The organism is Xenorhabdus ehlersii (genome assembly GCF_003610465.1).
Classification (GTDB): Bacteria; Pseudomonadota; Gammaproteobacteria; order Enterobacterales; family Enterobacteriaceae; genus Xenorhabdus; species Xenorhabdus ehlersii.
The window spans coordinates 670,583-683,160 of the sequence record NZ_RAQI01000001.1; the positions used below are offsets into that span (position 1 = coordinate 670,583).

The 12,578-nt window shown below is 43.9% G+C and carries 11 protein-coding genes and 1 pseudogene; 7 read left to right on the top strand and 5 right to left on the bottom strand.

Annotated elements, in window-relative coordinates:
* Window positions 1-106: 106 nt before the first annotated feature.
* A complete protein-coding gene (locus BDE27_RS03230; RefSeq protein WP_120211302.1) occupies window positions 107-1,126 on the bottom strand; it encodes a zinc-dependent alcohol dehydrogenase family protein in 1,020 nt (339 codons plus the stop codon).
* 407 nt (window positions 1,127-1,533) lie between these two features.
* Between BDE27_RS03230 and BDE27_RS03235 the strand changes: the two genes are divergently transcribed.
* Window positions 1,534-2,301, top strand: a complete 768-nt coding sequence (locus tag BDE27_RS03235) for an SDR family oxidoreductase (RefSeq protein WP_244208670.1) — start codon at window positions 1,534-1,536, stop codon at window positions 2,299-2,301.
* Window positions 2,302-2,392: 91 nt separating this feature from the next.
* Here BDE27_RS03235 and BDE27_RS03240 read toward each other — a convergent pair whose 3' ends face one another.
* On the bottom strand, window positions 2,393-4,066 hold the full coding sequence (locus tag BDE27_RS03240; protein ID WP_099133826.1) for a condensation domain-containing protein: 1,674 nt from the start codon (window positions 4,064-4,066) through the stop codon (window positions 2,393-2,395).
* Window positions 4,067-4,565: 499 nt separating this feature from the next.
* Complete coding sequence (locus tag BDE27_RS03245) at window positions 4,566-5,390, bottom strand: MurR/RpiR family transcriptional regulator (RefSeq protein WP_099133827.1); 825 nt, start codon at window positions 5,388-5,390, stop codon at window positions 4,566-4,568.
* Between the two features lie 171 nt (window positions 5,391-5,561).
* Between BDE27_RS03245 and BDE27_RS03250 the strand changes: the two genes are divergently transcribed.
* From BDE27_RS03250 to BDE27_RS03270, 5 genes and pseudogenes are all read left to right on the top strand, one after another.
* On the top strand, window positions 5,562-7,091 hold the full coding sequence (locus BDE27_RS03250) for a CoA-acylating methylmalonate-semialdehyde dehydrogenase (RefSeq protein ID WP_099133828.1): 1,530 nt from the start codon (window positions 5,562-5,564) through the stop codon (window positions 7,089-7,091).
* A 22-nt stretch (window positions 7,092-7,113) separates the two neighbouring features.
* The gene (gene iolD / locus BDE27_RS03255; RefSeq protein ID WP_208638562.1) at window positions 7,114-9,048 is read left to right on the top strand and encodes a 3D-(3,5/4)-trihydroxycyclohexane-1,2-dione acylhydrolase (decyclizing); all 1,935 of its coding nucleotides are present in this window, start codon (window positions 7,114-7,116) and stop codon (window positions 9,046-9,048) included.
* 144 nt (window positions 9,049-9,192) lie between these two features.
* Window positions 9,193-9,890, top strand: a protein-coding gene (locus BDE27_RS03260; protein ID WP_244208671.1) for an IS1 family transposase whose coding sequence is annotated in 2 segments (ribosomal slippage) — window positions 9,193-9,442 and window positions 9,442-9,890 — 699 coding nt in all. Because the reading frame shifts where the segments join, the coding sequence is not laid out codon by codon here.
* A gap of 360 nt (window positions 9,891-10,250) precedes the next feature.
* The gene (locus BDE27_RS20345) at window positions 10,251-10,532 is read left to right on the top strand and encodes a hypothetical protein (protein WP_187652383.1); all 282 of its coding nucleotides are present in this window, start codon (window positions 10,251-10,253) and stop codon (window positions 10,530-10,532) included.
* A gap of 85 nt (window positions 10,533-10,617) precedes the next feature.
* Window positions 10,618-10,847 (top strand): annotated as a pseudogene (locus BDE27_RS03270) (transposase); the annotation flags it as partial.
* A gap of 30 nt (window positions 10,848-10,877) precedes the next feature.
* Here the strand turns inward: BDE27_RS03270 and BDE27_RS03275 are convergent.
* Together BDE27_RS03275 and BDE27_RS19580 are read right to left on the bottom strand one after the other, a co-directional pair.
* The gene (locus BDE27_RS03275) at window positions 10,878-11,822 is read right to left on the bottom strand and encodes an ISAs1 family transposase (RefSeq protein ID WP_208638563.1); all 945 of its coding nucleotides are present in this window, start codon (window positions 11,820-11,822) and stop codon (window positions 10,878-10,880) included.
* Window positions 11,770-11,970 carry a transposase family protein gene (locus BDE27_RS19580; protein WP_208638551.1) on the bottom strand — a complete coding sequence of 67 codons (201 nt, stop codon included), beginning with the start codon at window positions 11,968-11,970 and terminating at the stop codon, window positions 11,770-11,772. The genes BDE27_RS03275 and BDE27_RS19580 overlap by 53 nt, the downstream gene beginning before the upstream one ends.
* Window positions 11,971-12,283: 313 nt before the next feature.
* Between BDE27_RS19580 and BDE27_RS03280 the strand changes: the two genes are divergently transcribed.
* A complete protein-coding gene (locus tag BDE27_RS03280) occupies window positions 12,284-12,544 on the top strand; it encodes a type II toxin-antitoxin system RelE family toxin (RefSeq protein WP_099134076.1) in 261 nt (86 codons plus the stop codon).
* Window positions 12,545-12,578 lie beyond the last annotated feature (34 nt).

Genomic DNA, 12,578 nt, shown 5'->3' on the forward strand with positions numbered 1-12,578 from the left:
AGCGCATTGGTGCAGTGTATTGCGGCGGCTTTTCTGTATCAGTCGAATGACAATTTCATAGTTTAGCAGGAAGAATTGTCGGATTGCCCTCTTCCTGCTATACCCACTATGCTGACAAGACAATTTTCAGTGCTTTCTCTTGCGCTGCATTACCAAATATTTCATAAGCGGTTTCTATTTCACTCAATGGATAATGATGAGTAACCAGCTTCTTAGGTGCAATTTTGCCGGATTGAACGCTTTTCAGCAGCATGGGAGTACTGCTTGTGTTTACCAGTCCAGTGGTAATGGTAATGTTTTTGATCCAGAGGCTTTCCAGATGCAGGTCAACGGATTTGCCGTGGACACCAACATTGGCAATGGACCCACCTGCTGCAATGATGTCCTGACATGTTTTGAAGGTCGCGGGGATACCCACACACTCAATGGCGGCGTCTACACCAATACCGTCAGTCAGTTTATTGATAGTTTCTACGACGTTTTGTCTTGCCGGGTTGATAACCGTGTCAGCACCAAACTGCCGGGCGACGCTAAGGCGGTTATCATCAGTATCGATCATGATGATATGTGCCGGGGAGTAAAATTGTGATGCCAGTAATGCTGATAGCCCGACGGGTCCCGCACCAATGAGGGCGATAATCTGGCCCGGTTGGACCTTGCCATTGATAACACCAATTTCAAGGCCGGTTGGCAGGATATCGCTGAGCATTAATGCGGATTCTTCATCGACACTTTCTGGCAGGCGATGCAGGCTATTATCAGCGTGGGGAATACGCACTTTTTCTGCTTGTGTACCATCAATTTTATGCCCCAAGATCCAGCCACCATCTTTGCAGTGCGCATAAAGCTGGCGTTTACAATAGTTGCAACTACCGCAGACGGTGATACAGGAAATAATTACCTTATCACCGACTTTGATATTGCGGACCGATTCCCCAATTGATTCAACGATCCCAATACCTTCATGGCCCAATATTCGGCCTTGCTCGACAGTAGGAACATCGCCCTTGAGGATATGCAGATCTGTACCACAGATGGTGGTTTTGACGATGCGGACGATAGCATCTGTTGGTTCAATGAGTCGGGGTGATGCCTTTTCTTCCCAGCGTTTTTTTTCCGGCTCCATGATAAACAAGTGCTTTCATATAACCCCCTTCACAGGTCATGGTTGTGATTTTACGGTGTTAAGAATGACAGTAATCCAGAGCACACGATTGACGTTATCTGTTGCCTAAAGTTTAGCAGATGTAAACATTCTCGATTTTCAGAGTGCTTTCTAGAGTTAGTCGTGAAGTAGAATATGACGGATAGGCAGGGCTGGCTGGGCCAAATAGGTGCTGGTTGGCGCTTTATTTATTTTTTTCTTTCTTGAATGTGATCTTCTGCAATAAGAGCAATGAGCACAAAATAATAGAACTATGGTGGAAACTCTCAAGTAAGATTGGCTTTCTAAACAGTAAATTATCAATAAATCTGACTGACAGAGTGACGGTTCCTCATCCAGCTTTGATAACTGATATAAGGAAAGCCAACATGATGTTTAATGACGTTAACAGATCGAATGCCTTGCAAGGTAAACGAGTGGTAGTAACAGGTGGAGGACGTGATTTTGGACAAGCGGTTTCTGTTTGGCTGGCACGAGAAGGTGCATATGTTGATCTCTGTGCCCGCCAATTAACCAGTGCAGAAGCAACGTGTGAGATTATTCGCCGTGAAGGTGGCATCGCCAGAGGTTATCAATGCGATATGAGTAATATTCAATCCGTTAGCGATTGTGCTACTCAGTTGCTGCAAGACAATCAACCCATCGATATTTTGATCTTAAGTGCGGCTCAATGGCTGGAAGGGCATTTGGGGGAAGGTGATAATGACGCTGACATTGTCAGTACGGTGAATTCAGGTATAACAGGTTCTATCCTGCTGACCAAGGCGCTATTGCCGAGCCTGCGCCAGTCACAAGGTGCCGATATTGTTGCTATGGTATCGGTTTGTGGTATTCCCCAATTTACCGAATCTGTCGCTCATCCGGCATTTTTCGCTGCCAAACATGCCATGAATGGCTTTAGTCAGAACTTAGCCCATCACTTAAGCAAAGAAAATATTCGCGTGACCGGGCTTTATCCACCTGACTTTGAACTTAATGGCTTTGATGAAATTCTGGATAACCAGAAAAAAATGGGGGAGCAATTGCTTAATGGCCGTTCAGTATGGGAAACCATCCGGTTTGTTATCACTCAACCCCGTAGTTGTCACATTAAAGCTGTTTATTTCCAAGGTCCGACTTTTAAGGATTTTGAATAAGTGGTGGTAAATAAACAGTAGTAATAATTTGGCGTGATTCATATGCCTGATTAACATAATGGTCACGCCGTTGTTTTACCTAATTGTTAACTTAACTCGCCTCTTTCAGAAAATCGTAGTTCTCTGTCCCCAGATATTCCAACTCTCCATTTGGCAACCAGCGTACTCGTTCGCCAGTGCGATAGAGCCATTTATCCTTGGTATATTGAACAAACGGATTGGCAATAAGCTGTTTTTCTGCCAATGTTGATTGCTCCAAATATTTATTGCCTAATTCTGGCCCAGAGAGATAAAGTTCGCCCTTTAACCCCATTGGCACCATCTGTAATCGTTCATTCAACACATAGGCTTGGATGCCTGATGCTTCAGCGAATTGTGATTGCCCGATTGCCTGTTGATAATGTTTCCGTATCAAATCGATCACCAGAGAGGAGTGTCGTTCTGATCTTGTGTTGCCTAGTTGTTGTGGACTACCATATTCCAGTAATGTCTGTGCCTGATCAGGTGTTAGCAAAGGAAACTGTGATATTGGTGTTTCGGGATAAGACAGGGCATTAACCAACAATTGCTGGAATTGTTCACCTAACGCTTTGATTTGTTTTGCTTGGAAAAGGTTGGGATGATAGCGGATACGAAAAGCCCAATGCTCCTCTTCCAGATGATATTCCAGTATCCACTCTGTAACGGCTAAATCGTTATTGAAACGACTACCGTAATGGACCTCACATCCGTCTAATTCCAGATTAAGATCCTTAAAACTGGCCTGATTGATACCGACATTGAGCTTATTGATAAGATTGGTGGGCACAGCTTGGAATATAGGCAAACTTGAAAAACGCAGATCAGGTTGAGCTTTCAATGATGTACTATAGTTTAACGTGGCCTGATAGAGAGAATTAAAACTATCCATCTCATTAAAACGCAGGGGAAAAACGACCGCATTGATTTGTGCACCAAGCGAAACAGATGCCCCGCCAGCGACAGCAACGGGATAGATAAGGTGAACGCTATCAGTTGCAGTATATTGGGCTACGAGCGTTGCCCATAACGTTTTAAACACAAGGAACGGCTTACAAGGGGATAAAGATTTTGTGAGATTCTTCCAATCTTCCAATGGCAAGTTGAAACGAAATTCATTAGGTAATTCAGGCTCACTTATCGCTTGTTGAGGCAAATAGGGTAATGGATTACTGGTAGTCATTCCTGACAGGCACTTTTTCCAGTATTGTTCGGGGTTATATTTGCCCAATAATTGTAAAAGCTGACGATCTTGTTCAAATTTCTCTGACGCTTGTTGCAGTGTCATGGGGGAATGGCGCACAGGACGTTGGTTGTACAGATCAGAGATATTGTGGAAAAATTCTTCTATACCCTGTCCATCACCGATGATATGGTGCAGTACAATGAATAAGTGAAATTGCTGTTCTGCCTCTTTGATTAAACCAAATCGAACGACTGGCCCTTTTCTGAGGTCAAATGGCCGCAGAGCAAACTGATTCAATTGTTCTTCATTATTAGAAAGGTATGTAAACTCAATATTATCTGAGCCAAATATCCAATATAACTCATCATTTTCTTCTTCAATCCGATATTTGAATAAAGGATAAAGATTAATAAATTCTTGCAGAGTCCATTTTAATCTACTTTCATCTAAATTCCCCTTAATACTCTGTTCTATAACGATATTGTATTTAGGTGAGTGAGGCTCGAGAATCCATGATTTCCAAAAGAAATGAATAAATGGAGATGCCAGAATCTTATCCATGTGAATACTCCGTTATGATTCTAAATTATATTCAATACAGCCTGAGATCTGCTTTTGAAGCAGACTCATTTTGTATTTTTGTTAGATGAAAAAACAGATAGTTAAATCCATTCCAATAATGAAATTAATCACTATTGTAGGAAGCCATTTATTGATATTAAATATCATTGTTTCATGACATTCTACATTCTAATAATTTGATTATTTTGTCTGGCAAAGGAGGGGGGATGTCAGTGTATTGATTTATAATAAACTTATTCATTGATGCAATTGTGCCATTATTAGCTATTTGTTTGGAAAGGATACCTATAGATTGAAAGCGATTAAAGATTATTTTAAGTAAATCAATAACCATAAAATATTAAGAACTAAAATTTTAGTGGCTGTTATTTAATAGCTGGGTTGATCATGATAGGCGTGATCAATATGCCTTAATATCATATGATCACGCTTACACTTATTTCGGGTTTTATGGAAACTGTGTGATCTGAATCCTTTATTATCCCTGCCGATATGCCAGCGCTACCGTTAAGGATTGCACCAAACACAAAGTGGCAGATTGAGAACGGAACGCATCAACCTGGGCTTCTTTCACCACAAAGCAAATATCGCTAAAACTGGCGAGCGGGCTAATTTGGCTATCAGTAATGACAATTTGTTTTGCACCAGCGTGTGCAGCTTTTTCACTGACCATCACCGTTTCTTCGGCATACGGCGTAAAACTGATAGATACCACGACATCTTGAGGGCTAATCATACTCATCTGCTCGTGGAACATACCACCTAAGCCACTGATGAGCAGAGGACGGCATTCCAGATGACTGAGGGCATAGGCAAAATATGAGGCAACACTGAAAGAGCGGCGCAGGCCGATAATGTAAATATTGTGGGCATTCGCCAGTAAACTCACTGCCTTATCCAAATCCTCTGCGGGGGTGCGAGCTGCGAGTTGCTGCATGGCTTGAGCATTGGAATGGGCAAACTCCTGCAAAATATGCTGAGGATCTTCCGGTCTCTGATGATCACTATCCAGCTCTTTAAACAGCCGTGCCCGATCGGTATAGCTGGCGGTTTCTTCCACCAAATTCATGCGAAACAGTTGTTTCATTTCATTGAACCCACTGAAATTAAAGGCATTGGCGAAGCGGATCAAAGTGGAAGGTGGAACATTGGCTTCTTTGGCAATAATGGCAACAGTATCAAATGCGACACTATTAGTATTATCCAGTACATATCTTGCAACTTGTTGTAACCGTTTACTTAACTCACCATAACGGGATCGTACTTGTTCTTGAAGTTCATTCAGATTAGACGCAGCAGACATCAGGCCCCCATATGCATAAAAATAGCGTGTTGATCACATTAATTAAAGAGTATTTCAAATTCAATTGAAAATGAAATATATATTTCATATATCTGTAACATTGTGATTAAACGCTTATAGTTCAATAGCAACTTGCCAGTTCAACCTTAATTGAATTTAGAGAGGCTCAGAATGGAACAGATTAAAAACTTTATTGGCGGGCAACTCGTTGATAGCCAAAGTGATCACATTTCACTCATTTTCAATCCAGCCACAGGACAGGAGATTCGAACGGTTGCCTTGAGCACAGCTCATGAGGCTGAACATGCCATTGAATCTGCCCATCTGGCCTTTAAGGAATGGTCAAAAACTTCTCCATTGAAACGTGCCCGGATTTTGTTCAAATTCAAATCATTGCTTGAAGAAAACCAGGGCAGACTGGCGAGGCTGATTTCTGAGGAGCATGGAAAAATTTATTCCGATGCTGTGGGGGAATTAACTCGTGGCCTCGAAGTGGTCGAGTTTGCTTGTGGTATCCCTCATCTGCAAAAAGGGGAACACTCTGCCAATGTAGGAGCGGGAGTTGACAGTCACTCTCTGATGCAACCATTGGGTGCCTGTGCTGGTATCACGCCATTTAACTTTCCTGCTATGGTGCCAATGTGGATGTTTCCTATCGCATTGGCGACGGGAAATACCTTTGTCCTGAAACCTTCTGAAAAAGATCCCTCTCTTTCGATTGAACTGGCGAAATTATTGCAACAAGCCGGTTTGCCGGATGGCGTGTTTAATGTTGTGCAAGGGGATAAAGAAGCTGTTGATGTGCTACTGACCGATCCTCGCATTCAGGCGGTGAGTTTTGTCGGTTCAACCCCGATAGCAGAGTATGTCTATACCACTGCCTCAGCGCACGGAAAACGCTGTCAGGCATTGGGAGGAGCAAAGAACCATAGTGTCTTGATGCCAGATGCGGATATGGACATGGCTGTAAATGCCATCATGGGGGCGGCATTCGGTGCGGCAGGAGAACGCTGTATGGCATTGTCGGTTGTCGTGGCGGTTGGGGATGAAATTGCAGATATATTGGTAGAAAAACTCCGGCAGCAAATAGCCCAAATGTCGGTTGGTCCTGGTATTAACCGAGAAATGAGTATCCCCAATGGGAAAGAAAACGATATGGGGCCAGTGATTTCTGCGCAGCACAGGGCAAAAATCTGTGACTATATTTGCAGTGGAATAGAGCAGGGAGCAAAATTGCTGGTTGATGGGCGAGAGTATCAGGTGGCAGGCCATGAAAATGGCTATTTCGTGGGGCCTACCTTGTTTGATTATGTCATGCCAGATATGAAAATTTATAAGGAAGAGATTTTTGGCCCTGTGCTTGCCATTGTCCGCGTACCGGATTATGACACTGCATTGAACTTGATTAACCAGCATGAATATGGCAACGGAGCGGCAATTTTTACCTGTGATGGTGAAACGGCGCGCCAATTCAGTGAAGACGTTCAAGCGGGTATGGTCGGTGTGAATATTCCCATCCCAGTACCGATGGCATTTCATAGCTTCGGTGGCTGGAAGCGTTCCATTTTTGGGCCACTGAATGTACATGGTAATGATGGGGTGCGCTTCTATACCCGCATGAAAACCGTCACCAGCCGTTGGCCCGCCAGTGTGCGTTTAGAACATCACGACAGCCATTTTGTGATGCCAACGATGGAGTAGCTATGTCATGAAAAACAGAGCAATAAAGACCAAGAAAATGACGATGGCTCAAGCCTTGGTCAAATTCCTTAACCAGCAATATATCAATGTTGATGGGGAAAAATCCCCTTTTATTCGAGGTGTATTCACAATATTTGGTCACGGTAATGTGGTGGGATTAGGGCAGGCATTGGAGCAGGGGACTGGGCATCTTCGCGTTTATCAAGGCTGTAATGAACAGGGGATGGCACATATTGCGACGGGATTTGCCAAACAGAAAAAACGTCGGCAGATTTTTGCCGTAACTTCTTCTGTTGGGCCTGGAGCAGCCAATATGGTGACGGCTGCCGCAACGGCAACGGCGAACCGTATTCCATTACTATTATTGCCGGGAGATACCTTTGCTTGCCGCCAGCCTGATCCCGTTTTACAGCAGATTGAACAATATGGCGATGGTACCATTAGCACCAATGATTGCTTCCGTCCGGTATCCCGTTATTGGGATCGCATTTCGCGGCCGGAGCAATTGATGACAGCCATGCTCCACGCCATGCGAGTATTAACAGATCCGGCAGATACTGGTGCTGTCACGATCTGCCTTCCGCAAGATGTTCAGGGAGAAATATGGGATTACCCAGATTACTTCTTCCAGAAACGGGTTCACCAGATTGAACGCCGTCCAGCTTCTCAGGTGCGTATTCAAGAGGCAATTACATTGATTCAGCGCAAGAGAAAACCGTTGTTGATTTGCGGTGGTGGTGTACGTTACTCCGAAGCTCATGAGGCTTTCCGCCATTTTGCTGAAACCTTCCATATCCCATTTACTGAAACTCAGGCGGGAAAAAGTACAGTTGTGGCTGCCCATCCACTGAATTGTGGCGGCATTGGTACGACAGGTTGTTTGGCGGCGAACCAGCTTGCTAAGGAAGCCGATTTGATTATTGGTGTTGGCACCCGTTTTACCGATTTTACGACGGCCTCAAAGTCACTGTTCCAACACCCGGAAGTGGAATTCCTTACCATCAATGTAGCTGAGTTTGACGCCTGCAAACTGGATGCCGTAGGTGTACTGGCAGATGCCAGGGAAGGGCTTAATGCCATCACACAGGAATTGTCAAAAACAGCATGGCGTTCAGAGTGGCAGCAAGAAATTGTTCAGGCGAAGGCAGATTGGCAACGGGAATTGGAACGATTATTTTCCATTCAATATCAGACTGGATTTAAGCCGGAGATTGCGGGGCATTTGGATGAAAAATTGGAAGAGTACAGCGAAACGTTGCAAACCAATCTGACTCAAACCCGTGTGCTTGGCTTGATGGATCAGTATTTGGAACCCAACGCTATTATTGTGGGGGCTGCGGGTTCTCTGCCGGGAGATTTACAGCGCGTTTGGCAACCGAAAGTGCCTGATACTTATCACCTTGAATATGGCTATTCCTGTATGGGATATGAAATTGCTGCATCATTGGGGGCAAAACTCGCGTGTCCTGAACAGCCGGTTTACGCAATGGTCGGTGATGGCTCATATTTGATGTTGCACAGTGAATTACAAACGGCTATTCAGGAAAATATTAAGATTACTGTGCTGCTGTTTGATAATGCAGGATTTGGTTGCATCAATAACTTACAGATGAGCCAAGGCATGGGAAGTTTTGCCACGGAAAATCGTTATCGCAATCAGCAAAACGGCAGATTGGATGGCGCCTTAATACCGGTGGATTTTGCCAAGAATGCGGAAAGCTACGGTTGCAAAAGTTATCGAGTATATGATGAACAACAATTAATTGCAGCTTTGCAGGATGCGCAGAAGCAACGATGTGCAACGTTGATCGACATTAAAGTACTGCCAAAAACTATGACGCATGATTATGAATCGTGGTGGAGAATAGGAACCGCACAGGTTGCTGATAATCCCCAAATTGCTGCATCAGCGGAAAAAATCAGGGAATATGTGGAGAAAAAAGTGCGTCAGTATTAACCGTGATACTGGATATTTTCTATAAGGAATACCTGAACAGTAACTTTGGAGCTTAAATCCATGATACGATGTTTCATTGGGCTTTACTGGTTGTGATATCAATTTATTGATCATGTATAATCTTTCTATTTGGAGAACATTCAAATGGCAAAGATTGATGTAACCTGCCCCGCTTGTCGTGCGTTTAAAGGGATCCATCGCAATGGGCGCTCACGTTCTGGTCATCAGCGTTATCTTTGCCAATCCTGCCGTCATTCCTGGCAACTTGAGTTCACTTATGCCGCATGTCGCCCCGGAACCCATAAGCAAATCGTCGATATGGCCATGAATGGCCTGGGATGTCGGGCGACAGCGCGGGTGATGGGGATTGGCCTAAATACCGTGCTTCGCCACTTAAAAAGCTCAAACCCAAATCGGTAACAGAAGCCATTGCACCCGGCACCGAAGTAATTATCTGCTGTGAAATGGATGAACAATGGTCGTACGTGAAGTCAAAGAAACCGCCGCGCTGGCTCTTTTACGCCTACGACAGGACAAGACGAAAAGTGATCGCACATGTTTTTGGTTCAAGGACAAAGAAAATATTAATGCGCCTGATGGCCTTGCTGGCACCTTTCAATATCGTTATTTATATGACAGATGGCTGGAAAAGTTATGAAAAAGCATTGGCAGGGAAACTGCATGTGGTCAGTAAGCGTTATACCCAACGTATAGAGAGGCATAATCTGAACCTTCGTCAGCATTTGGCAAGACTGACGCGAAAAACATTATCTTTTTCAAAATCCATAGAAATGCATGACAGAGTTATAGGATATTATCTGAACATTCATCACTATCAATAAATTGTAGTCATAACCCACGATGATAGTACTTATGAAGCCAGTAAGATTGAAACAAATAACAATGCAACTCTGACGAGTACTCACGGCAAGGTAAACTTTAAAGCCGTTAAAGATAGCGCTTTTGAACAAACTATTAGCCAATCTAAAGGGTTTTTTATTCAGAATGGGAATAGTGGCTATAGTGCAGAAACATGGGTACTGCCTTCTGTTCATATTGGCGGAAAATTAACGATTGATGCCGCAAATGGAATCAATGCTGACATCAAAACACAGAAAGGCCAGTCTTTACAAGCTGCATTAGCAGCTCTTGGCGATACCCCTGAAACAGCCTGGTTAAAAGGATTAAATCAGCGTCAGGATGTGCATTGGAATGAAGTGCAGGATGCTTATGAAAGTTGGAATTATCAGGACCAGCATTTAAATCCTGCTGTTTCTGCTGCTATCGCTATCGCCGTTGCTGTCGTCACAGCAGGAGCAGGAGTAACTGTTGCTGCTGCTGGCTATTCTGCAGGTGCTGCTACTGCCGCTGGAGCCAGTGCTGCAACAGCCGCTGCGGTGGGTGGTGCTGTGACTGCAGGTACCGTTATAACTATACCGAACACCAGTGGGATCAGATCTTTCAGGAGAATGGAAGAGATATAGCAGCAAGTAGGGACAAAGCTGCAGCTGAACGTGTAGCAGCACGACAGGATGGGGCTCTTCTTCCTTAAATAAAAGGCGGTGTCACATGCCATCCCCTGCCAAAATCTGGGAACAAGAACTGCTGACATTACATGCCCGTCTGGCTCCCTTATTTCACTCTACCGGCCCACGACAACGCAGCCTCGCCTATCTTCGGGGATTGCTCAGTGATGTTGAACGTAAGAATAGCTGTCAACTGGCTGAATGGATGGGGGAAAGTACCCCGATGGGATTCAATATTTGCTGGAACGCGCTGATTGGGATGTCGATATGGCCCACAGGGGTTACGCATGAAATTTTGGTAGGCTAAAATTGATTAAATAGCAGCGCTTCCATATAGCCATTATCCCACCCGGCTGATTTCCTTCGGGCACTTAAACTCAGTTTACTGTTGGTATCTCGTTTAATGATATTGAGTGCCATTTTACGTAATTGGGCAAATACTCTTGTGGCGATCCGCTCTCTCATCCGTGAGTCATCTTCTCGAAAAGTGACATCCAGTACCCAATGTAAACTATTCTCTATAGCCCAATGTTTTCTTATGGCACCTAGTTGAAAGGTGGGAGAATCATGACAACTACTTAAATAATAACGAAAATCAGAGGTCACCGTGTCAGAGTAGTGTTCTTGCCGTATCGTTTCCGTTACCAGAAGGACCTGAATATTTGGCCAAGCACTTAGGTATTTTGTTTCTGATGTCAGCGGCAGAACCCATCCACGTCGTCTGACGGTACGTCCATGACTATCATCGAATTCATCATAGTCAGGTTTAAGGTAAGGTTTTTGGGTTATCTGTTGCTGTTGAAAATAATTAACAGCTTCCGAAAAAGTTTTTCCCTGATTGCCTTTAAGCAACAAAATATAATCGGCTTCACTCTCACGTAATTGCTGAGCAATCGTGCGTTGGCAGCCCATCGCATCAATCATCACGAGATGTCCTTTCAATGAAAGCATCGATAATAATGCGGGGATGGCCTTAATTTCGTTTGATTTTCCGTCTACTGCACACTGACATAAACTGAGTCCTTTCTCAACCGAGAATGCACTCACCACATGTAGTGGGCTTTGTTCAATTTTCTTATCAAACGAATGGCGTAAACTTTTACCATCAATCGCAATGATCGCTCGCTTTTCTGAAGAGACGTCACGAGAAATCCACTGATAAAAATGACGTTCAAAGAGGCCGGGATTTAATAAACTAAAACAGTGACGGAATACCGCCTTTGAGCAGAAGAAATGAACCCAGCCAATCCTTTTTTAGCTGGCCGTACTGTTCAATATCGGTCCAGGCGTTAGCCCCGGCAATGACAGCGCATACCGCGATCACTAAGATATCAATAAAACGGTGTTTAACCTTTCCCTGACAACTTGGATCTGGAAAATCAGAAAAGACCTCCACTCATTCTTTCATCTGCGCCCCTCTAAAAATGAAGGAATTATCCACTAAATATTTTCATGCGTAACCCCTGACATAAAACCCACTCTTGGTGGACACAGTCCGCCAAAACCTCGACCGCAACCTAAACCTAATCCAAAACAGAATAACCTTACTATTAGCGGCTGACATAGCAGGCCGCTATACAACTGTAGTGGTTATGCGCAGCCCTGAAAACAACATCGTATTTTAATCGTATTTATGTTGACATAATACGATTTAAACCGTATTATCTAATCATCCCAAACGGATATGCTCTTTAACAAATGAGGAAATGATGGTTACGGTTCAATGGACGAGGAAAGCACGAAAACAGTTGCTTTCAATCGATACCAGATACCGGAAAGCTATCAGTGAGAAGGTTAACCAACTTGAAACCTTCCCGGCAGTGACACTGGATATTAGGAAGCTTCATGACCTTGATAATCAGTACAGACTATGGGTTGGCGAATACAGGATAATCTTCGAAATCACTGACGGCGAACCGGTTATCTGCTCGATAACGGCAGTCAAACGGAGAACATCAACAACATACTAGGCGGGGTAACCCGCCATTTCCTCATTATTAAATT

Excerpts from the sequence above, each read along its gene's own strand:
- BDE27_RS03230 (WP_120211302.1), bottom strand. The coding sequence starts at position 1,126 with ATGGAGCCGGAAAAAAAACGCTGGGAAGAAAAGGCATCACCCCGACTC.
- BDE27_RS03235 (WP_244208670.1), top strand. The coding sequence starts at position 1,534 with ATGATGTTTAATGACGTTAACAGATCGAATGCCTTGCAAGGTAAACGA.
- BDE27_RS03240 (WP_099133826.1), bottom strand. The coding sequence starts at position 4,066 with ATGGATAAGATTCTGGCATCTCCATTTATTCATTTCTTTTGGAAATCA.
- BDE27_RS03245 (WP_099133827.1), bottom strand. The coding sequence starts at position 5,390 with ATGTCTGCTGCGTCTAATCTGAATGAACTTCAAGAACAAGTACGATCC.
- BDE27_RS03250 (WP_099133828.1), top strand. The coding sequence starts at position 5,562 with ATGGAACAGATTAAAAACTTTATTGGCGGGCAACTCGTTGATAGCCAA.
- BDE27_RS03280 (WP_099134076.1), top strand. The coding sequence starts at position 12,284 with ATGGTTACGGTTCAATGGACGAGGAAAGCACGAAAACAGTTGCTTTCA.